Source organism: Streptomyces sp. Root1310 (genome assembly GCF_001426425.1).
Lineage (GTDB): Bacteria > Actinomycetota > Actinomycetes > Streptomycetales > Streptomycetaceae > Streptomyces.
Genome location: NZ_LMEQ01000002.1, coordinates 124,880 through 144,696 on the forward strand (window position 1 = coordinate 124,880; position 19,817 = coordinate 144,696).

Genomic DNA, 19,817 nt, shown 5'->3' on the forward strand with positions numbered 1-19,817 from the left:
GCGCCGCGGTCGTTCAGACGACCCGGTAGCGCAGGTGGGTCACGGACCCCGTGCGGGGTCTGCCCTGCGGGATCAGGTCGGCCCGCTCGCCGGCGAACAGCGGGGTGCCCCGCCCCAGCAGCAGGGGCACGAGATGGATGTGCACCTCGTCGAGCAGGCCCGCCCTGAGGAGCTGCCGGGCGATGTCCGCACCCAGCACCAGGACGTCCTTGTCGCCCGCCGCCTCCTTCGCCCGCCGGGCGGCGGCCTGCAGCCCGGCGAACGCGAACGTCGCCGGGTTGTGGGAGCTCCAGGAGGTGGCTCAGCGCTACGGCGAGAGCAAGACGATCCTCCACCCCGACCTCGGCCGCATCGACGTCGACGCCCAGGTCCTGTTCACCGAGAACCGCGCCCAGACCCTCGTGGTCATGACCGCCCGGCCCGGCACGGAGAGCCAGGGAAAGCTCGAACTCCTCTCCGTCATAGGGCGGCAGCAGCTCACCCCTTGAGCCGACGCACGTCACGGACCCGCGTCATGGACCCGCGTGATGGATCCGCGTCGTCCTGCGGCGTGGGGGAGTAGGTTGGGGGAGCGAGGATCCTTCGTACACCGGCGTTCAGGCCGGTCTCGTCCTCCTGGTTCGACCACACCGGGTGCTCCGCGCTCGAGGCAGGTTCCGCCTTATGGCAGCCGAAGCCGCTCACCGGTCCGATCGTGCCTCGGCCGCGCCGAGGGTGTCGTCGTACCCGGCGGTCGCCCGGCAGGTCGCCGACGCGCTCCGCTGGTTCTTCGCCTGTGAGGACACCGGCAGCTCTCCGCCGAGGCGCGAGGACGACGGCTCGCGCGGGCACCCCTTCGTGGACGGCAGAACCCGTTGATCCCCGCACCTACGGCACCTCCGTCATCAGCGTTCTTCGGCGTCTTCTTCGGCGTCTTCCTCGGCGCCTTCGGCTGCGTGCACGGCGTGCGTCCGCCGATCCGTCCGCCGGTCCGCCCGCCCACCGGCCGCTGAGCCGACCGCCCACCGCCCGCCGCCCCCGCCCACTGATCCGACCGCCGTACGGCGGCCGACAGGAGCAGATATGACCACCGCGCTGCAGCCCCCGCTTCCCTCCCAACCCCTCCTCCGCCTGAGCCTGGCGCCCCGCGGCACCATTCCACGGCCCATCGACGGCGCATGGTGGCCCCGCTCCTACGACCTGCTCTCCGAACTCCCCCGTCTCCTGGGCGGACTGCCGCCCGAATGGGGCCAGATCACCAGTGTCACCGTCAGCGGGTCGAAGTGGTCCGCGACGCCCGGCCGGACACTCGTCTGCAACCAGGTCGTACGACTGCGCAGAACCGTGACGACATCCGCGCCGGACACCGTGGTCCTGCTCGCGCCCGGCCAAGGGCGCTGGGATCTGCTGGTCGTCCCACCGGACACCACCGAGCAGGCCGCACAGTTGTCCATGGCAGCCGCGGCGGACCCGCGCTCCTGACATCGCTCGACGGGCGGACCGGCGGACCTGTGGACGGATTGGCGGGCGGACCGATGGACGGACTGGGGGGGCGGACCGGTCGGCGGACCCCGTTCGCCCGGTCCGAGGAGTAGCCTGAAATGACCGAGGATATTTCGCGCACCGGCTTTCATGCCCGTGTCGTTTTCGGCGATTCACTATGCCGGGCCGGTCGCCACCGGCCCGGAGCAGGGTTCGCGTCATGACTGCGACCGTTTCCCCCTCGCCGACACTCGAAGCAGAAGACCGGTCCTCCTCGTCCGCCCTCCGTCTGTCGCTCGCTCCCGCCGGCTCCGCCCCGGCGCTGCTGGACGGCGCCTGGTGGCCCCGTTCCCGCGATCTGGCGGCGGAACTCCCCTCTCTGGCAGCCGTACTGGAGCCGCAGTGGGGGCGGATCACCCGGGTCACGGTGAATCCCACCCACTGGCCGGTCGTCCCGCGCAAGGTGACTGTCGCCGGACACGTGGTGAAGGTCGGCTGGTTCCTGTCCGAGCAGGATCCGCACGAACTGCTGCTGCTCTCCTACCGCTTGGGCCGCTGGAACCTCCTGGTGGTCCCGCCGCGGACGGATCCCGCCTCGGCCGCCTGGCTGATGTCCGCCGCGAGCGACCCCTTGGGCACATCGACCGCGAGCCGGTTGATGGAGGAGGCGACGCGTCTGCGGACGGCGTCCGCGACCGATCGGGCCGTGGAAGCGGTCTGGGATTCCGAGGGCGGGCACGAGGCCGGCGATGGGGCCGCACAGCCGCATGTCCCGGTCGGCACCGCCGCGCCGCCGCATCAGCAGATGACGAGGTGAGACCCGTGGAGACGCTCATGACCGTGATCGTGATCCTCGCGATGATCGCCCTCGGGATGTTCCTCATCCACCGGCTCAACTCGCAGCACAGCGAACGCATCGCCGCCTTCCACTACGCCCGCTCCGGGATGCCGGTCGCGGGACCGGCACCGTCTGCACCGACGCCACGGAAGACCCGCGGCCGGCGACCGTCGCGACGGCGGTCGCGGACGACTCCACCCCCGTCGCCGCACCCATGAGACGACCTCCCGGCCCCCCCCGGACGCATCCGCGCATCCGCGCATCCGCGCATCCGCGCATCCGCGCATCCGCGCATCCGCGCATCCGCGCATCCGCGTATCCACGCCCCGCAGCCCCGCAGCCCCGCAGCCCCGCAGCCCCGGTTGCCCGCGGGCAGGCCGGGCCGCTCTCGGGCCTCTCGGGCCGTTCACGGGCCGCACGCGGGCCGCTCCCTGTCGCTGGTGACGTCGTGCGGTCAGTCCGCGGCCGGGGCCTCCGTCGGTGGGCGGGAAGCCTGCCGAAGGCGTGACGGGCTCACCGTGAAGCCCACCGCGGCGCCACCGCCGGGCCGCGGACCCGCCGACACGGATCCGCCGTGAGCCTCGGCGACGTCGTGGACGATGGCGAGGCCGAGTCCGGAGCCGGGCAGGCCGCGCGCGCCGTCGGCCCGGTAGAAGCGGTCGAACACGCGACGTGCGTCGGCGGCGGCGATGCCGGGCCCCCGGTCGTGGACGGTGACCGCTCCCCGGCGGACGTGTACCTCGATGGGCTCCTCGCCGTCGGCGTCGAACTTGGCGGCGTTCTCCAGCAGATTGCCCACCGCGCGTTCGAGGCCCTGGGGGCGGCCGAGGACCACGGAGTCGTCGGCGTCGACATGGACCAGACGCCCGGTGCGCCGGTACACGCGCCGGGCCGCCCGCCGCGCCACCTCGGCCAGGCCCACGGGTGCCTCGGCCTCCTCGCGGCCGCCCGCCAGGGCCAGTTCGACGAGTTCGTCGACGAGGTGACCGAGTTCGCGCGTCTCGTGCTGGACGTCGTCGAGGAGCCGGTCGCGGGAGTCGGGCGACAGCTCGGTGACCCGGTGCAGCACGGTGGCGTTGGCCAGCAGGCTGGTCAGCGGGGTCCGCAGCTCGTGCGCGGCGTCGTGCACCAGCCGCTCCTGGGCCTCGCGGGCGGCGACCATGCGCCCGAGCATCCTGCCGAAGGACGCGGAAAGCCGCCCGACCTCGTCGCGCCCGCCCACCGGTTCCGTGCCGTGGTGAGTGACCCGGCCGTCCGTGCTGACCTCCTCCGCGACTTCGGTCAGGCGGACCAGCCGTCGCGTGACGCGTCCGGCGAGCAGCCGGCCCGCGGCCGCCGCGACGAGCATGACCGCCAGACTGACCGCCGCGATCCGTCGCGCCATGCCGGCCAGCACCTGCCGGGTCTGGTCGACCTGGACGGCCACCTGCAGGGCGCCGCGGCTCTCGCCGAGCGCGGTCGTCAGCAGGCGGTAGCTGTGACCGTCCGCGTCGATCTCGGTGGTGTCCGACTGCCCGGCCTCGCCGGAGGCGGCGAGGGCGCGCGCGGCGTCGGACACCGGCAGCTTCGCCAGCGGGCCGCTCAGGCGGATGGGCGTGCCGTCCCCGGCGACGGCCTGGAGGACCGGCTGCGGCGCCGCCTCACCCTCCGGGGCGGGCAGGTCCAGCCCGGGAAAGGGGGCGGGGCTCCGACTGCCGGGAGTCCGACTGCCGGCGCTCTGGTCCGCCGGTTGGACGGGGTCGGCCGGTTCGACGGGGTCGACCGGGTCCGTCGGGTCGGCCGGGTCCGTCGGGTCGGCCGCGTCCGACGCGTGCGACGCGTGTGACGCGTGTGACGCGTCCGCCGGAGTCCCCTCCTGGCGCTTCTCCATGCCACGGGTCAGGGCCACGGTGGTCGACCGCAGCGTCCGGTCGACCTCCGCGAACACGCTGTCGGAGGCGGCGAGGTAGCTCAGCGCCCCGACCGTCACCGCCACCGCGGCACCGACGGCGGCGAAGGCCAGCGCGAACCGCGAGCGCAGGCTCATGGCCGCCGCGCCGCGTAGCCCACGCCGCGCACCGTGCGGATCAGGTCGGGGGCCCCGGCATCGCTGAGCTTGCGCCGCAGGTAGCCGATGTACCCGGCGAGGTTCTTCGCGTCCACGCCGGCGTCGGGACCCCAGACGCTCCGGTAGATCGCCGCATGGTCCAGGACGAGCCCCTCCTCGCGCACCAGAAGCTCCAGCAGGTCGAACTCCGTTCTGGTCAGCCGGAGTTCAGCCGCGCCCCACCAGGCGCGTCGCGTACCGGGGGAGATGCGCAGTGACGCCATCCGCAGCACGTCACCGGAGCGCGCGCCCCTGTCCCCGTCATCGCCCCTGCCGTGCCCCTCACGCCCCTCGTGCCTCTCGTGCCCCTCGTTCCTCTCGTGCATCTCGGCCGGGGGGCCGGGCGACGCCGTCAGCACGGCCCGACGCAGGAGCGCCCGCAGGCGCGCGAGCAGCTCGGCCACTTCGAAGGGTTTGGGCAGGTAGTCGTCGGCGCCGGCGTCCAGACCGTTCGCCCGGTCGGGGATCCCGGCCCGTGCGGTGAGCAGCAGCACGGGGGTGAGGTCACCGTCGGCGCGCAGCACACGGCACACGGCCACGCCGTCGATGTGCGGCATCATCACATCGAGGACGAGCGCGCTGAAGGACTGCCTGCGGGCCAGGACCAGGGTCTCCACACCGTCACCGGCGGTGACGACCTCGTACCCCGCCAGCTCCAGCGCCCGCTCGACGGCTTCGCGGACGGCACGATCGTCGTCGGCGACGAGGACACGTTCCGGCATGCGCGCATGCTCGCACAGCGTTCTGTGAGCCCCTTCTCATGCAATTCCGGACTGGCTCCGGCCGCGCTCTGAGACCGTTCTCCCACGATGGAGGACCCCACCACCTCAGGCCACAGGAGTCCCATGTCCTCCCACACCCGCCCCGTTCTGCGCCGGCCCGTGGTCCTCGCCGCGTGCCTCAGCGTCGCCCTCGGTACCGTCGGCTATCTCGCGTTCGACCCGGGGTCCGCCTCGGCGACGGTCGCCAAGCAGGCGGTCCCGGCCTCCGCGGCCCGCACCGGAGCCGGTGGCGCGAACACCGCCGAGGTGGTGAAGGCCGCCGACGCCTTCCTCGCGACGCTGTCCGACGAACAGAAGGACGCCGTCCTCTACGACTTCGACGACGAGGCGAAGAAGACCGGCTGGTCGAACTTCCCGACGCCCGTCGTCGAGCGCAACGGCCTGAAGCTGGGCGACCTCACCGACGCGCAGGACGCGGCGGCCATGAAGGTCATGGAGGCGGCGCTCAGCAAGCAGGGTTACGAGGAGCTCGTCGAGATCCGCAAGGCCGACGACTACCTCGCGTCGCTGTCGGACGGCGAGGACACCGGTGACGGCGCGTCCGCCTCCCCCACCGCCACCCGTACGCCTCCCTCCGGAGCCCCGACCGACGGTGCCACCGGTGGCCCCGGAGGGCCCGGCGGCGGAGGAGGCGGGGCCAACTTCGGCTCGGAGTGGTACTACCTCTCCTTCTTCGGACAGCCCAGCAGGACCGGCGAGTTCACCGTCCAGTACGGCGGTCACCACGCGGCGTACAACATCACCTACGCCGGGAACAACGTGACCATGTCGCCCACCCTGACCGCGGTCGAGCCGGAGGAGTTCGTCCTCGACGACAAGGCATACGCCCCGCTCGCGGACAAGCGGGCCGCCACCGTCGGCGCCGTCCAGTCGCTCACCGCCGACGAACTGGCCGCCGCCGAGATCGACGGCAGCTTCGACGACCTCTACCTCGGCCCGGGCAACGACGGCCCCTTCCCGACGGAACCCGAGGGCGTCCTCGTCGGCAGCCTCACCAAGAAGCAGCAGGCGAAGGTCACCGCGATGCTGCGCACCTGGGTCGACGACCTGGACGAGAAGGCCGCGGCACGGCTCCTGGCCAAGTACGTCGCCGAGTACGACGAGACGTACATCGGCTGGAGCGGCGGAACCACCATCGACAACGACCAGACGTACGTCCGCCTCGACGGGCCGTCCGCCTGGATCGAGTTCTCCAACCAGCCCGGCGCCTCGACCGACGAGATCCACCAGCACACGATCTTCCGGGACGAGACCTCCGACTACGGCTGGGAGTGACGTTCGTGCGCCGTCTCGTCTCCGCCCTGCTGCTCTCGGCTTTCCTGCTGGTCGGCGGCCTCGCGTCGCCGGCGGCCGCCCACCCGATGAGCACCTCGGCCGTCCTGCTCGACATCCGTGACGACCGGGTCGAGGGCGAGGTGCAGCTGCCCGTCGACCGCCTGGCGATCGCCGTCGACCGCGACCTCACCCCCACGAGTGTGCTCGGCGAGGACCGGTCCTTCCTCAAGCGCTATACGGCGAGGCACATCAGCGCCGTCGGCGAGGACGGCAACCCGTGGACCGTAGGGCTCGGCACGGGGTCGGTGCGGACGATCGACGGGACGGCGCACCTCGTCTACCCGCTCACCATCCGCCCGCCGGACGGGCAGGTCACCGACTTCCGGCTGCGCTACGACGTCATCGTCGAGGAACTCCTCACCCACAAGGTCATCGCCACCGTCCGGTACGACTTCGACCGAGGCATCCTCAAGACGGAGGACGCCGAGACCCTCGGCGTCCTCGACTGGGACACCAAGAGCCTGCTGGTCCCGGCGGACGAGGGTTCCTGGCTGAAGGGCTTCGCCACCACGGCGGGGCTCGGCATCGAGCATGTGGGTGAGGGCGCGGACCACCTGCTGTTCCTGCTGATGCTGCTCATCCCCGCCCCGCTGGCGGCCACCGCCGGCCGATGGCGCACCGAAGGCACCGGGGCCGCTGGTGCCACCGGGGTCACTGGTGCCATGGGGGTCGCCGGAGGCGCTGGTTCAACCGGGGTCGCCGGGGTCGCTGGTGCCGTCGGAGGCGCCGGAGGCGTCGGCGTCTCATCGCCGCGCCGCAGTCTCCTACGCGTCGTGCACGTCGTGTCGGCGTTCGCCCTGGGTCACTCGCTCACCCTCGCCCTGGCGGCTTCGGGAGTGATCCACGTCCCGTCCCGGCCGGTCGAGACGCTGATCGCCTTCTCGATCGCCGTCTCCGCGGTCCACGCGATACGGCCGCTGGTGGCGCGCGGCGAGGTGCTCATCGCCGCGGGGTTCGGGCTCGTCCACGGCCTCGCCTTCGCCTCGCTCATCGGCGACCTCGGCCTCGACCGCGGTTCGCTGGTGACCACGCTGCTGGGCTTCAACCTGGGCATCGAACTGACCCAGTTGCTCGTCGTCGCCCTGATCATGCCGTCGCTGATCGTGCTGTCCCGCACGCCCGTCTACTCCGCGTTCCGTATCGGGGTGGCCGTCGTCGGGCTCGTGTTCTCGGTGTCCTGGATGCTCGAACGCACGACGCTGACCGCCGGCGACCCGTTCGAAGGCGCGCAGACATGGCTGGTCGGGCACCCTCTGCTCGTCGCCGGCGCGGTCGCGGCCTTCGCCGTCGCGGCCCGCCTGCGATGCGGGGCGCCCTGGACGGCAGCCGGACGGTAGGCCCCGGCCGCGCGTCGCGGGGTCGAAGCACTCCGACCGCGACGCGAAGACCAGGGCCCGGCCCGCCGCCTCACTCAACGTCAGTTCGCCGCATCCCTCTCCGCATCCCTCTCCGCGGCCCTTGCCGTGGCGCTCCTCGAACCCCCCTTCGAGGTGGCGGCGTCCCAGATCCCCGCCGCCACGTTCTGCGCGAACTGCGTCGGCGAGGGCTCGTTCGGCAGCTGCGCAGGCACCGTCGTGCCCTTCTTGTCGCCTGCCCGGTCGGCGAACAGCGCGACCGTCAGGGCGAGTCGGCCGTCGTACCCGGTGGTCCACACGGTCCGCCGGGTGATCCCCCCGCCCGCCCCGGCGACGGCGAAACCCTTCACCTCCGCCGCCGAGCCTGCGTTGCTGTCGCTGTCGACATCGCCGTCGACATCGCCGTCGACGCCCACGGCGACGGGCGTCGGTCCGGCCCCCGATCGCGCGCCCGCCACCAGCGCCTCCTTCTCGTCCAGGACCTGCCGCGCATCGGGCCGCGCGCGGTAGACGGTGCGGCCCTCCCGTGTGATGCGGGCGACGGTGTACGGGGTGGTGTACCTGCCGTCCGCCGCGACCGTCGCGTATGCCGACGTGAGGTCCAGCGGGGTCGGCGCCGGCATCCTCAGCAGCTTGCCCAACGGCTCGCCCGCGTCCTCCACCTCGCTGAACGGATCCAGGGCCGTCCCCGCCTCCACCGCCCCGCTCACCGCGTCGTTGAACGACTGCCGCGCATAGTCCGACCCCCCGTACAGCACCCGCACCGCGCCGTCGCCGGGCACCATGCCCACGACGGCGGTGTGCACCCGCACGCCCTTCTCGCCCCCCGGATGCTTCTGCACCAGCTGGGTGGCGCTGTCCTGCAGCGCCAGGTCGAAGGTGGTCGTCACGCTGTAGCCGCCGCTGGCGAGCCGGTCCTCGGTGATGCCGAGCCGGTCGGCGGCCTCCTTCGCGGCGATGTCGATCAGGTACTGCCGCTGCCCCTCGGTCTCGCCCGGCGGATAGAACCGGAACGCCGGGAAACGCGCCGCGGCCCGCTGCTTCGCCGTGATGCTCCCGCTCGCGGCCATCGCGTCGAGCACCCATTCCCAGCGGTTCTCCAGCTTCGCGGTCACCTTCGGATCGGAGCCCGCCTTCTCGTAGTACGAGGGAATGTTGAGGATGGACGCCAGCGCGGCGCCCTGCGCGACCGTCAGGCTCTTCGCGTCCACGCCGAAGTAGTTGCGGGCGGCGGACTGGATCCCGGCGGCACCCCGCCCGAAGTACACGGTGTCGAGATAGCCCTCGAGGATCTCGTCCTTGGTGCGTGTGCGGTCCAGCTTGATCGCGATGAGCGCCTCACGCGCCTTGCGGGCCAACGAGTGTTCCGGGCTCAGCAGCGCGTTCTTCACGTACTGCTGGGTGATGGTGGAGCCGCCCTGCGGGTCGCCGCCCGTCAGCGTCGCCAGCGCGGCCCGCGTGATGGCCCGCGGTGAGATACCGCTGTCCGTACGGAAGGAACGGTTCTCCGCGGCGATCACCGCCTCCTGCACATGGCGGGGGACCGCGGACAACGGGATGTCCTGCCGGTCGACCGGTCCGCGCCGGCCCAGATATGCGCCGTCCGCGTCGAGGAACACGGTGCTCTGGGTGACGGTCTCGGGGTGCGGCTTCGGAATGGACGTCAGGTGGTACGCCACGACGGCCGCCGCGCACAGCGTCGCGAGCAGCGTGAGGAAGGCGTAGGCCAGCCGGCGAAGCCGCCGCCCCCGGTTGCGCCGCAACCGGATCCGCAGCGGCGCGCGCTCACGATGCCGACGCCCCGCCAACACCCCCTTGCCGTTGCCCCTTCCCTTCCCCCGCCCCTTCCCCTTGCCCTTCCCCTTCTTCGGTGGCCGCGCCGAGCGCCCCAACCGCCGCAGCTCGCCCGCCCGGCCCCTGCCCCCGACCCCGCTCCCACCCCCACTTTCCTTCCCGTCCCTGTTTCCGTCCCTGTTCCCGTCCTCGTCCCCGTTGCCGTTGCCGTCCTCGATCACGCTCATATCCGCCACCACTCGCGGTCCGACCGTGCGGCGACCCTGCCCGAGGCGTCGTACACCGTGACGACCCGATCGTCGCCGTCCATGGAGAGCAGCGCCTGCACGTTCTTGCCGGGCAGCGGCGTGCTCGCGTACCAGATGCCCCACCCCGGACTGCCCGCCAGGACGAGGACGTTCGCGAGGGTTCTGCCGCCGTCGCCGGTGCTCACCTCGACGCGGCCCGGTTCGCCGCTCAGGCCGTGGAAGAGGCCCGACAGGAAGAACCCGCCGGTCACGCTGTCCACCCGGAGGGAGACGCCCGGTTCGTCGAGGGGGCGGTCGCTGTCGTCCCCGGGGAGGGGCACCGACCAGTGCGCGCCGTCGGCGGTCAGCCAGATCCGTACCCCTGCCCTGGCGGTCACCCGTTCGCCCGGCGCAACCACCCGGATCGGGCTCGTCGCCTGACGACTGCCGTCCCCCGCCCGGGCTCCGGACGTCCCGTCCTGCGCACTGCCGCCCAGGCGGTCGGCGGCGAGGAGGGCGACGGGCGTGAGCAGCGCCGCGCAGGCGGCCGAGGCCACGGCAAGGCGGCGTCGTCGCCGGATGCGGCCCCCTGCCCGGAGGCCGGTCAGCGGCACCTCGGACGGGACGATCTCCCGGGCGGTCCGGGTGAACGTCTCGCGCAGCTGCCCGGGGTCGGTGCCGGCCTCCTTCAGACCGTGTCTGGCATGGGCACGCACTGCCCCCACCGAGCAGCCCAGCAGCTGGGCGATCTCCGCGTCCGCCAGCCCCTCCCAGACCCGCAGCACCACAACGGCCCGTCGGCGCGCGGCTCGTCGTCCGCGCAGCCGGCGCAGGTGGTTGCGCACCAGACAGCGCCGTACATGGAAATCCACGTCGTTGCGCGGAACGCGTCGCCACCGCGCGTACATCCGCACCAGCGTTCTGCGCGCCAGTTCCTCGGCGGCACCGGGATCGTCGGTGAGCAGCCGGGCGGTCACGACCAGCCGGGACCAGTGCGTCCGGGCGTAGGCGGCGAAGTCGTGTCCGGCGGCGGCGAGTACGACGGGGCGGGCGGGACGGGCGGGCAGTACGTCGGGGGTCGGTGGCACGTGGGCGGTCCTTCGGCTCGGGAACTCGGTCGTGGCCGGACGCGTGGAGCCGTCCGTCCTGGTCGGGCAACCGTTCGGTCGTGCAAGTAGGTTGAGCAGGCAGTGAGCCAACACCGTCGGGGGAGAGGGAGCCTGGAACCCGTGTTCGCCGTCTTCCCGGTGGGGTTGCGCATCGCCGGCTGCGACCTACGCGACCTACGCGACCTGTACGCACGACGGAGGTGGCCAGGTTGCAAGGAAAGGGCAGAGATTCCGGTGGGGGCATGACCGAGGACGAGTTCGACGCCTTCTACGCGACCGCGTTCCCCCGGCTGACCGGACAGCTCTACGCCTTCACCGGGGACCACGGGGAGGCCCAGGACGTCGTACAGGAGGCGTTCGTACGGGCCTGGGACCGGCGACAGCACTTCCTGTCGGACAGCGCTCCCGAGGCGTGGATCCGCACGGTGGCCATGCGGCTGGCGGTGAGCCGCTGGCGGCGCGCGAGGCGCTGGCTGGAACTCGTACGGCGTACCCCGCCGCCCGACTCCACCCCGGGCCCGGGCCCTGAGCGCACCGCGCTCGTGGCCGCCCTGCGCGAACTGCCCCAGGCCCAGCGGATGGCGATCGTCCTGCACCATTTGTGCGACCTGAGTGTGGAGCAGGTAGCCTCCGAGACCGGCGCGCCCGTGGGGACGGTCAAGGCGAGACTCTTCCGGGGGCGGGCAGAGCTGGCGAAGCGACTCGCGGAGGACGAGGCCGACGGCCGCGTGGACGAGGCCGACGGGCCGGTCCGAAAGGAGAGCCGCCGTGTCCGATGAACTGTCCGCCGCGCTCGGAGAGTTGGCCGACTCCGCGGCGACCGCACCGATCGTCGGCGGCCCCGCGACCCGTGCCCTGGCGATGCGCCGCAGGCGCCGCCGCCGGGCCGCCGCGACCCTGGGTGCGGGGACCGCGGCCCTCGCGCTGCTGGGCTTCGCCCTGACCCTGCGTCCGGGCGAGGACCCGGACCACCCGGCCGGGCGCGGAACCTCCGCCGGGGCGTCCTCGGGTTCCCCCCGAACGTCGGCGGCCACCGCGGTACCCGTCTCCGGCACGCTCGACCTGCCCGGGAGCGCCCTCACGTTCGGCGGCCGGGTGATGCCGATCCTCTCGACGTTCGACCTCCCGCCCACGACCACCACCACGACCCCGATGACGGTGGTCGCGAGGCCGGTCCGGATAGCGCTCGCCGCCGACGTGCCCTCCAAGGGCGCCACCGTGGTGAACGTCGCGTACGCGGTCCAGCTGCGCGACGGGAACGGCGGCCTGCTCTACGTCGGCGCCTTCGCCCCGGCCATCGAGGCCACGGGGGACTACGACGTCACAGCCGGCGTGATCGCCCTCAGCACCAAGGACGCCCAGTGGTTCCACACCCGGATCCGCCTCGGCACCAGCCTCACGGTAACCACCGCCCCAGCCCGGGCAGCCACCCCCTCACCCACCACCCGGGCCCCCGACACGACGGCCTCCCCCTCCCCGGAGACCCCCCTCGCACCCGCTGCCGGCGTCTCGGCCCCCGCGGCGGAGGGAACGGGCCAGGGCCAGGATTGAGACCTGCACGGCGAGGACGTACGCCGGCCGGAACGGCAGACCGCGCTCGGCCGGAACGGCAGACCGCGCAGAACCCGCGCCAAGACCGTGAACGGAACATCGGCATCGGGCCCGTAGGCGTACACGACGACTTGGCATCCCTTTGCGAGACGTCTCAGCTTCATGCAGATGGTCGAGCAGAAGGAGCGTGCGCCACCCTGCACCCGCTCTCATGGAAGGTATGACGCCGAGAAGGGTACTGACCGCGGTTCTCATAGCGACCCTATTCTTCACCGCCGCTGAATTCATCTGGCTCGGCTCCGAGGACGTCAATGGAGCCCTCACGTATGCCGGCCGCCTGAACGGAGCCTTCCTGCTGTTGGTGGCGTTGATCGAGTTGGCAGCACTCGCCGCGTACTGTCACCACCTTGCCGCCGGTGCCAGACTCGTGGGGTACGCGGGAGCCGCTGTGGTAGTCGCCATAGCCATATCGATGCTTGTCAACTTCACCTTGCTCGCTCTGCAGGCTGAGAGCTGGAGTTACACGCATTGCCTGTGGGTCTGGCTCCTTCTGAGCATAACTTCACTCTTGTCGCTCGCTTTTCTCTACACGCGGCATCAGCGTCAGCAGATCGAGCTTCCGAGACCCAGATCGCTGGCCATCGGAGCGCTCTTCACCACTATGGCCGCAGCCGTCAATTTCGGGTACGCGCAGATCTATCAGCCGTACAGCACACCAGCGTCCGTCTCCACCACGGTCGAGCTGGGGAAGGCCCACATCGCGAATGGAAGGGTGATGCTGCCGGTCCGTCTGCGATCGAAGAACACCGGATCCGTGACCGTCTACGCCCTGGGCTCCCTCTTCCAGGTGTCGGCCAGAGGCCCCATCGCCACCGACGCCCCCCGGACCAAGCAGGACTGGCTGCAGGACATCAGCGACAGCCAAGCCGTTCTGCTTCGTTACTCGGACGAGCGGAAGAAGAAGTACGACCTGCTCGCCCAGGGGCGGTTCATGCGTGTGGGCCGCAAGCTCGACCCCGGCACAGAAGTCGCGACGGACAGCCTTGTGGAATTTCCTGAAAGTGCATCCTACGAAGCGATAAACGCTACTGCTGACATGGTTTACATGCGGGCGGACAGAGTCGTACTGACCAGCGAAGAGTATGCGCGATCAGGGCGGAATTCATGGCATATGGACAAGAGTCATCCTGAAGTTGAATCGGCTCCGGCATGGGTCGCAGATCACGGTACCGAGATATTGAGATATCAGTCGCGCATTGTCCACAGCAACGCATTTCTTGAGCACACTCGCACGGCTAGGTATGCCACCCTTTGGTGGGTCCTTGAAGAGCCGGATAAGACTTGGTTCGGGCCATACCTCGTGGCGAAAGTCAGTCCGGCAGACGAGGTCAACATCAGGCCCGCGCCCGCTGAACCTCAACAGCTGACCGCCGCGTACGGCCTCGACCACTCACCGAGTGGACGAACGCAGACAACGGTGCAGCAACTCCTGAATTGAACCCCCGGACGCAGTCGTCCGCGGATTCGTGACGGAAATCGAGGGCCGCAAGGACCGATAGCCCGGCAACTCCTGTCGTTGCAATCGGGGTTCGGCTCGGGTCGGCCCTGCCGGCGCCGCCTGAACAGGCGACAGAAGGCAGGGGCCTTCGCCAGTTCAACCCGCTCATCCATCTCGGCGTCGCCGCGATCGTCCTCATCGTGCTCGACCTGCGCCGTACCGGAGCGAAGCGCCCACCAACGCCACCCGGCCGCAGCCGCAGCTGTGTCCATCCCGCTCGGATTCCGCTCCTGCCACGGTGTGCCCCTTCGCTGGCATCAGGCGGCGAATCGCTCTGAGCGCGGCACGGGCGCCGGCCGTGCGCCGGCGGGGCTGGAGCGGGGCGGAGACAAGAGCGCAGGCCCGGCCGGCACCCCGGCCGCCTGAACAGGGCAAGCACAGGCAACAGAAGCGGGCGCAAGAACAGGCGGCGTAGAGGGTGCCGTACGCACGACAGAGGCCCATTCACGATCACGTGAATGGGCCTCTGACCTGTGTCGGGGTGGCGGGATTTGAACCCACGACCTCTTCGTCCCGAACGAAGCGCGCTGCCAAGCTGCGCTACACCCCGATGTCGCTGCTTGTCCTGCTTGTCGCGGCGACGTCGTTTACTTTAGCCCACCGGTGGCCCGAGACGAAATCCGGTTTTGGCGCGGTGGCTGATCGGGTTCGGGCGGGCGTGGTCGAGGGCCACGAGGAGGACCGCGAGGGCGTAGAAGGAGAGGCCGAGGAGGAGGGCGTTGGCGAGGGCGTGTCTGTAGCCGTGGGCCTCGACGTCGAAGAAGGGGTAGCGGTAGCGGCCCGGGGTACCGGCCGGGATCAGCTGGGCGCGGGCGAGGGAGAACGCCAGGTAGACCACGGGGTAGATCATCCAGGTGGCGGCCCGGCGCAGGCGTAGCCGGCCCGGGGGTGTCAGCAGCAGCCAGTCGAGGACGGCGGCTGTCGGTGTGACCGTGTGGATGAGGTGCCCGGCGACCAGGTGCCAGCCGGTGGGGGCGGTCGTCGTGCCGGTCACCGAGAAGGGGGTCGCCGCGTTCGTCAGGAGCAGGTGGTAGACGAGGCCGGTGATCGTGACGTAGAGCAGTGCGGCGCCCGTCAGGGCGGCGGGGAGGGGGCGGCGGGCCGTCCACGCGCGGCGGGCGGAGAGCAGCGTGACCAGGGCCAGCAGGATGTTGCTCTGGATCGCGAAGTGGCTCAGAACCCGCACGGGGCTGCCGAGCAGGAGGGCGAGCGTCACGCCCGCGGCCGCCGTGCCCGCCAGCAGCAGGCGCAGGACGGCGGCCAGTGGACGGCGCACCGGGGCGACCACCGCCGAGGCGGGGACGGAGGAGAGCAGTAGCGCGTGGGTCCGCGGGATCGCGGGCAGATCCGGGATGTCCCTGGGTATCGGCGCGGTCATACCCTCAAGCTAGGCAAATGTGCCGGAAGGGGCGATATGGGAGGGCCGTTCGAGGGAACCTGCGCGGCCCCTCCGCCGCCCCTCCGTCGTCCGTCTACTGCTCCTCCGCCGTCCCGTCTGCTGCCCCTCAGCCCTCTCCGTCACCGCTGCTGCCCCTCCGCCACAGCAGCCCCTTCTCGCTCCTCGCCCTACTCCTTCTCGACCAGCGTCAGCAAGGTCACCTCGGGCGGGCACGCGAACCGCACCGGCGTGTAGCGGCTCGTTCCGCATCCGGCCGACACGTGCAGGTAGGACGTGTGCCCCTCCGCCGTGTGCGTGGACAGGCCCTTCACGCGGTCCGTGTCCAGGTCACAGTTGGTGACCAGGGCGCCGTAGAAGGGGATGCACAGCTGGCCGCCGTGGGTGTGGCCCGCCAGGATCAGGGGGTAGGCGTCCGCCGTGTAGGAGTCCAGGACCCGCAGGTACGGCGCGTGCACGACGCCCATCGAGAAGTCGGAGGACGCCGACGGGCCACCGGCCACCTGGGCGTAGCGGTCGCGCTTGATGTGCGGGTCGTCCACGCCGGTCAGCTCGATCGACGCACCCTCGACCTTCAGCACGCCCCGGGTGTTCGTCAGGTTCAGCCAGCCCGCCGCGTCGAAGTTGTCGCGCAGGTCCTCCCACGGGTTGTGGACCACGTTGACGGCGGGAGCGTTGCCGTTCAGGCCGTGGCGCCCCTGGGCCTTCTCGAGGAGGTAGCGGGCGGGGTTGCGCAGCGTGGGGCCGTAGTAGTCGTTGGAGCCGAAGACGTACGCGCCGGGGAACTCCATCAGCGGGCCGAGGGCGTCCAGGACCTCGGGCACGGCCTCCGGGTCGGACAGGTTGTCCCCGGTGTTGATCACGAAGTCGGGGCGCAGGCCGGCCAGGGAACGCAGCCAGCGCTGTTTCTTGCGCTGGCCGCCGACCATGTGGATGTCCGAGACCTGCAACACGCGCAAGGGGCGCATCCCGGCGGGGAGGACGGGGACCGTCACCCGCCGCAGGCGGAAGGAGCGGGCTTCGAAGCCCGCCGCGTACACCAGACCGGCGGCGCCGGCCGCCGCAATGGACAGGGGAACTCCGTATCGCGCGCGCATACGTCCATCGTGTCAGACGCCGTCAAAAGCCCTTGCCCCGCCGCCCCTTAAATCGGCGGGCGTGCGGCCGCCGACACCTGCGACAATCAAACCCATGACCACGCTCAAGTCGAAGCTTCAGGAAGACCTCAACGCCGCTATCAAGGAGCGCGACGAGCTCCGCTCCTCGACGCTCCGGCTCACGCTCACCGCGATCACCAAGGAGGAGGTCGCGGGCAAGGAGAAGCGCGAGCTCTCCGACGACGAGGTCCTCAAGGTGATCACCAAGGAGGCGAAGAAGCGCCGTGAGGCAGCGGACGCCTTCGCGCAGGGTGGTCGGGCCGAGTCGGCCGAGCGGGAGAAGGCGGAGGGCGAGCTGCTCGCCACCTACCTGCCCAAGCAGCTCAGCGAAGAGGAGCTGAACGACATCGTCGCCCAGGCCGTCGCGGAGGCGAAGGCGGCCGGCGCCGAGGGGCCGCGGGCGATGGGCGCCGTCATGAAGATCGTGAACCCGAAGGTGGCCGGCCTGGCCGAGGGCGGCCGCGTCGCCGCGGTCGTCAAGAAGCTGCTCGCGGGATGACACCCTGACCCCGCCCCCGTGACGGCCACGCCCCTCCGCGGAGCGCCACCGGCCCCGCACGTCGAACGGCCCCTGCCTCTCCGTACGAGAAGAGTTCCCGTACGAGAGGCAGGGGCCGTTCGACGTGTTCCCAGCTGACGGACCGGCGGACCGGCGGACCGGCGAACCGGCGAACCGGCGAACCGACGAGCCGGGCGAACCGGCGGACCCGTCTCAGCCGCGTCCGCCGCCGTTGCCGTTTCCGTTGCTCTGGCCCTGGAAGAACGTGCCGCCGTCGTCGCCGCCGGTCGAGTTCCCGCCGTTCGTCGTGCCGTTGGTGAGCAGACCGGTGAGGAAGCCGTCGTCGTTGTCCCCGGTGCCGCCGTTGTTGTCACCCTTGTTGTCGTCGTTCTCGTCGCCGCGGTCCTTGTCGGGCGGGTTCGGGATGTTGACGAGGTTGAAGGGCGGGGCTTCCTTGCCCTCGAGCGCGCCGGTCATCGCGTCGCGCCAGATCGGGCCGGGGGTGTCACCGCCGTAGACCTGGGAGTGGTAGACGCCGCCGATGGTGATGTCGGTCATCTCGACCTTCTGGGTGGCGCTGCCGACCCAGACGGCGCCGGCGAGGTTCGGGGTGTAGCCGACGAACCAGGCGTTCTTGCGGGAGTCCGTCGTACCCGTCTTACCGGCGTTGGCGCGGCCGGACAGACCGGCCTGCCTGCCGGTACCGGAGTCGGTCACACCGCTCAGCAGCGTGTTGATGGTGTCCGCGGTCTTCTCGCTCATCGCGCGCGAGCAGGTCGACTTCGGCACCTCCAGCGACTTCTTCGTGCCGCCCACGGTCTGGGTGATCGACTCGATCGCGACCGGGGTGCAGTACATGCCCCGGCTGGCGAAGGCCGCGTACGCGGTGGCCATCGTCAGGGGCGAGAGGCCGGTGGAGCCGAGGGTCATCGACGAAGGCACCTCGGGGACCTTGTCGCCGTTGCCCTGGACCACGCCCAGCTTGTCGGTCATCTTCACCACGGGGCACATGCCGATGTCGGCGAGCATCTGCACGAAGTAGGTGTTGACCGACAGCTCCATGGCCTTCTTCAGCTGGTACGGGCCCTTCTCGGACTCGCTCTCGTTCTCCAGCTTGTCGTTGCCCTGGTTGGTCCACGGCTTGCTGCTGCAGGTCTGGACCGTCTCCGGGTACGGCATCTCGTACGGCGCCGGGTAGCTCTGGTTCGCCGGGCGGCCCTCCTCCAGCGCGGCCGCGGCCACGAACGGCTTGAAGGTCGAGCCGGTCGGGAAGCCGTAGTTCGAGCCGCCCATGGAGGCGTTGACGGAGTAGTTGTACTCGGTCTCGTTCTTGCCGTAGCCGTACGGCTTCGACTGGCCCATGCCGAGGATCTTGCCGGTGCCGGGCTCGACGAGCGTGGCGGCCGCGGCGACCTTGTCCGACTTGTAGACGTGGTCCTTGAGCGAGTCCTGGACGGACTTCTGGGACTGCGGTTCGAGCGTGGTCCGGATGGTCAGGCCGCCCTGGTTCCAGAGCTTCGCCCGCACTTCCTTCGTCTTGCCGAAGACCGGGTCGCTGAGGAAGACGCGCTCCACGTACTTGCAGAAGAAGCTGGCGCCCTTCACGGCGGTGATGCAGCCGTTCTTCGGCTGCTTGACCTTGAGTCCCAGCGGCGACTTCTGCGCCTTGGCGGCCTCCGCCTCGGTGATGTCGCCCACCTCGGCCATGCGCTTCAGCACGACGTTGCGGCGGTTGGTGGCCGTGACGTCGTCCTTGACCGGGTCGTAGACGGTTGGGGACTGGACGATGCCCGCCAGCAGCGCCGCCTGCGGGAGGGTGAGGTCCTTGGCGTGCGTGGAGAAGTAGCGCTGCGAGGCCGCCTCGACGCCGTAGGCCTGCTCACCGAAGAACGTGATGTTCAGGTAGTTCTCGAGGATCTTCTTCTTGCCGAGCTCCTCCTCGACCTGGATCGCGTACTTCAGCTCCTTGATCTTGCGGCCGATGGTCTGCTGGGTGGCCTGCGCGACCTTCGTCGGGTCGTCGCCCGCCTCCTCCACGAAGACGTTCTTCACGTACTGCTGGGTCAGCGTGGAGGCGCCCTGGGAGACACCGCTGCTCTGCACGTTCTTGTTGAGCGCGCGCAGCATGCCCTTGAGGTCGACCGCGCCGTGCTCGTAGAAGCGCGAGTCCTCGATCGCGACGATCGCCTTCTGCATGTACGGCGAGATGTTCTTGAGGTCGACCACCGTGCGGTCCCGCGAGTAGACCGTGGCGATCTGGCCGCCTTCGGCGTCGAGGATCGTGGTGCGCTGGCTCAGCGGGGGCGTCTTGAGATTGGCCGGGAGTTCGTCGAACGACTCCACCGACCCCTTGGCGGCGAGGCCCAGCGCGCCGAACGCGGGCAGGGCGATACCGGCCAGCACGGCTCCCGCGAGCACACTGACACCGAGGAACTTGGCGGCCTGCTGCGTTGGCGACAGACCACCGCCCGAGCGCTTCTTTGGCATGAGGGCAGCCTACGTTCTCATTCGCCGGACACGCGTCAATGCCTTGGCCTAAGCTGCTCTCAACTGTCACAGCAGCAGGGCTACGTATCAATACGTCCGGCGACCCCGAATCGTTCCGGAGGTTCCCCGACTTTCTGATGGGGACGTGTCCGAATCCGCCTTGTGTGTCACCCGGCGTCCGT

General features: G+C 70.8%; 19 protein-coding genes and 1 tRNA gene. 11 read left to right on the top strand and 9 right to left on the bottom strand.

Going from position 1 to position 19,817, the window contains the following annotated elements; translation table 11 throughout:
- Window positions 1-13 precede the first annotated feature (13 nt).
- On the bottom strand, window positions 14-199 hold the full coding sequence (locus ASD48_RS10215; protein WP_242432567.1) for a dihydrofolate reductase family protein: 186 nt from the start codon (window positions 197-199) through the stop codon (window positions 14-16).
- Between ASD48_RS10215 and ASD48_RS10220 the strand changes: the two genes are divergently transcribed.
- The 5 genes from ASD48_RS10220 to ASD48_RS10240 all read left to right on the top strand — a co-directional run bounded on the left by ASD48_RS10220 (window position 183) and on the right by ASD48_RS10240 (window position 2,517).
- Window positions 183-488, top strand: a complete 306-nt coding sequence (locus tag ASD48_RS10220) for a hypothetical protein (protein WP_242432568.1) — start codon at window positions 183-185, stop codon at window positions 486-488. The two genes, ASD48_RS10215 and ASD48_RS10220, sit on opposite strands and share 17 nt — an antisense overlap.
- Window positions 489-663: 175 nt before the next feature.
- Window positions 664-858, top strand: a complete 195-nt coding sequence (locus tag ASD48_RS10225) for a hypothetical protein (protein WP_057601190.1) — start codon at window positions 664-666, stop codon at window positions 856-858.
- A gap of 204 nt (window positions 859-1,062) precedes the next feature.
- A complete protein-coding gene (locus ASD48_RS10230; protein ID WP_057601191.1) occupies window positions 1,063-1,461 on the top strand; it encodes a DUF5994 family protein in 399 nt (132 codons plus the stop codon).
- Window positions 1,462-1,681: 220 nt separating this feature from the next.
- Window positions 1,682-2,278, top strand: a complete 597-nt coding sequence (locus tag ASD48_RS10235) for a DUF5994 family protein (protein ID WP_057601192.1) — start codon at window positions 1,682-1,684, stop codon at window positions 2,276-2,278.
- Between the two features lie 17 nt (window positions 2,279-2,295).
- Window positions 2,296-2,517 carry a hypothetical protein gene (locus tag ASD48_RS10240; protein WP_199875750.1) on the top strand — a complete coding sequence of 74 codons (222 nt, stop codon included), beginning with the start codon at window positions 2,296-2,298 and terminating at the stop codon, window positions 2,515-2,517.
- A gap of 236 nt (window positions 2,518-2,753) precedes the next feature.
- On the opposite strand, the gene ASD48_RS10245 is transcribed toward ASD48_RS10240, so the two are convergent.
- Both ASD48_RS10245 and ASD48_RS10250 read right to left on the bottom strand, forming a co-directional pair.
- On the bottom strand, window positions 2,754-4,325 hold the full coding sequence (locus ASD48_RS10245; protein WP_057601194.1) for a HAMP domain-containing sensor histidine kinase: 1,572 nt from the start codon (window positions 4,323-4,325) through the stop codon (window positions 2,754-2,756).
- Window positions 4,322-5,107, bottom strand: a complete 786-nt coding sequence (locus ASD48_RS10250; RefSeq protein WP_057601195.1) for a response regulator transcription factor — start codon at window positions 5,105-5,107, stop codon at window positions 4,322-4,324. Before ASD48_RS10250 ends, ASD48_RS10245 begins: the two co-directional genes overlap by 4 nt.
- Window positions 5,108-5,230: 123 nt before the next feature.
- Here ASD48_RS10250 and ASD48_RS10255 point away from each other — a divergent pair, with 123 nt between their 5' ends.
- Window positions 5,231-6,442, top strand: a complete 1,212-nt coding sequence (locus ASD48_RS10255; RefSeq protein ID WP_057601196.1) for a DUF3500 domain-containing protein — start codon at window positions 5,231-5,233, stop codon at window positions 6,440-6,442.
- Window positions 6,443-6,447: 5 nt separating this feature from the next.
- On the top strand, window positions 6,448-7,839 hold the full coding sequence (locus ASD48_RS10260) for a HupE/UreJ family protein (RefSeq protein WP_057601383.1): 1,392 nt from the start codon (window positions 6,448-6,450) through the stop codon (window positions 7,837-7,839).
- An 80-nt stretch (window positions 7,840-7,919) separates the two neighbouring features.
- Here the strand turns inward: ASD48_RS10260 and ASD48_RS10265 are convergent, their stop codons facing one another.
- Window positions 7,920-9,878, bottom strand: a complete 1,959-nt coding sequence (locus tag ASD48_RS10265) for a transglycosylase domain-containing protein (protein WP_063887432.1) — start codon at window positions 9,876-9,878, stop codon at window positions 7,920-7,922.
- Window positions 9,875-10,966 carry a sigma factor-like helix-turn-helix DNA-binding protein gene (locus tag ASD48_RS10270; protein WP_057601198.1) on the bottom strand — a complete coding sequence of 364 codons (1,092 nt, stop codon included), beginning with the start codon at window positions 10,964-10,966 and terminating at the stop codon, window positions 9,875-9,877. Before ASD48_RS10270 ends, ASD48_RS10265 begins: the two co-directional genes overlap by 4 nt.
- 263 nt (window positions 10,967-11,229) lie before the next feature.
- Between ASD48_RS10270 and ASD48_RS10275 the strand changes: the two genes are divergently transcribed.
- From ASD48_RS10275 to ASD48_RS10285, 3 genes are all read left to right on the top strand, one after another.
- Window positions 11,230-11,766: a SigE family RNA polymerase sigma factor gene (locus ASD48_RS10275; RefSeq protein WP_057601199.1), complete on the top strand. Its 537-nt coding sequence runs from the start codon at window positions 11,230-11,232 to the stop codon at window positions 11,764-11,766.
- Window positions 11,756-12,538, top strand: coding sequence for a hypothetical protein (locus ASD48_RS10280; protein ID WP_057601200.1), 783 nt, complete (start codon window positions 11,756-11,758; stop codon window positions 12,536-12,538). The genes ASD48_RS10275 and ASD48_RS10280 overlap by 11 nt, the downstream gene beginning before the upstream one ends.
- 220 nt (window positions 12,539-12,758) lie before the next feature.
- Window positions 12,759-14,036, top strand: coding sequence for a hypothetical protein (locus ASD48_RS10285; RefSeq protein ID WP_157880615.1), 1,278 nt, complete (start codon window positions 12,759-12,761; stop codon window positions 14,034-14,036).
- A 536-nt stretch (window positions 14,037-14,572) separates the two neighbouring features.
- Here the strand turns inward: ASD48_RS10285 and ASD48_RS10290 are convergent.
- From ASD48_RS10290 to ASD48_RS10300, 3 genes are all read right to left on the bottom strand, one after another.
- Window positions 14,573-14,646: transfer RNA gene (locus ASD48_RS10290), tRNA-Pro, on the bottom strand.
- 42 nt (window positions 14,647-14,688) lie between these two features.
- Window positions 14,689-15,474, bottom strand: a complete 786-nt coding sequence (locus tag ASD48_RS10295; RefSeq protein WP_057601202.1) for a Pr6Pr family membrane protein — start codon at window positions 15,472-15,474, stop codon at window positions 14,689-14,691.
- A 188-nt stretch (window positions 15,475-15,662) separates the two neighbouring features.
- Entirely contained in the window at window positions 15,663-16,589 is a 927-nt protein-coding gene (locus ASD48_RS10300) for a metallophosphoesterase (RefSeq protein WP_057601203.1), read from the bottom strand.
- Window positions 16,590-16,683: 94 nt separating this feature from the next.
- Between ASD48_RS10300 and ASD48_RS10305 the strand changes: the two genes are divergently transcribed.
- The gene (locus tag ASD48_RS10305) at window positions 16,684-17,148 is read left to right on the top strand and encodes a GatB/YqeY domain-containing protein (RefSeq protein ID WP_057601204.1); all 465 of its coding nucleotides are present in this window, start codon (window positions 16,684-16,686) and stop codon (window positions 17,146-17,148) included.
- Between the two features lie 213 nt (window positions 17,149-17,361).
- On the opposite strand, the gene ASD48_RS10310 is transcribed toward ASD48_RS10305, so the two are convergent.
- A complete protein-coding gene (locus ASD48_RS10310; protein WP_057601205.1) occupies window positions 17,362-19,635 on the bottom strand; it encodes a transglycosylase domain-containing protein in 2,274 nt (757 codons plus the stop codon).
- Window positions 19,636-19,817: the final 182 nt, after the last annotated feature.

Coding starts and splice junctions, on each gene's coding strand:
- ASD48_RS10230 (WP_057601191.1), top strand. CDS start 1,063: ATGACCACCGCGCTGCAGCCCCCGCTTCCCTCCCAACCCCTCCTCCGC.
- ASD48_RS10220 (WP_242432568.1), top strand. CDS start 183: ATGTCCGCACCCAGCACCAGGACGTCCTTGTCGCCCGCCGCCTCCTTC.
- ASD48_RS10245 (WP_057601194.1), bottom strand. CDS start 4,325: ATGAGCCTGCGCTCGCGGTTCGCGCTGGCCTTCGCCGCCGTCGGTGCC.
- ASD48_RS10265 (WP_063887432.1), bottom strand. CDS start 9,878: ATGAGCGTGATCGAGGACGGCAACGGCAACGGGGACGAGGACGGGAAC.
- ASD48_RS10250 (WP_057601195.1), bottom strand. CDS start 5,107: ATGCCGGAACGTGTCCTCGTCGCCGACGACGATCGTGCCGTCCGCGAA.
- ASD48_RS10255 (WP_057601196.1), top strand. CDS start 5,231: ATGTCCTCCCACACCCGCCCCGTTCTGCGCCGGCCCGTGGTCCTCGCC.
- ASD48_RS10295 (WP_057601202.1), bottom strand. CDS start 15,474: ATGACCGCGCCGATACCCAGGGACATCCCGGATCTGCCCGCGATCCCG.
- ASD48_RS10225 (WP_057601190.1), top strand. CDS start 664: ATGGCAGCCGAAGCCGCTCACCGGTCCGATCGTGCCTCGGCCGCGCCG.
- ASD48_RS10235 (WP_057601192.1), top strand. CDS start 1,682: ATGACTGCGACCGTTTCCCCCTCGCCGACACTCGAAGCAGAAGACCGG.
- ASD48_RS10300 (WP_057601203.1), bottom strand. CDS start 16,589: ATGCGCGCGCGATACGGAGTTCCCCTGTCCATTGCGGCGGCCGGCGCC.
- ASD48_RS10240 (WP_199875750.1), top strand. CDS start 2,296: ATGACCGTGATCGTGATCCTCGCGATGATCGCCCTCGGGATGTTCCTC.
- ASD48_RS10275 (WP_057601199.1), top strand. CDS start 11,230: ATGACCGAGGACGAGTTCGACGCCTTCTACGCGACCGCGTTCCCCCGG.
- ASD48_RS10305 (WP_057601204.1), top strand. CDS start 16,684: ATGACCACGCTCAAGTCGAAGCTTCAGGAAGACCTCAACGCCGCTATC.
- ASD48_RS10285 (WP_157880615.1), top strand. CDS start 12,759: ATGACGCCGAGAAGGGTACTGACCGCGGTTCTCATAGCGACCCTATTC.
- ASD48_RS10310 (WP_057601205.1), bottom strand. CDS start 19,635: ATGCCAAAGAAGCGCTCGGGCGGTGGTCTGTCGCCAACGCAGCAGGCC.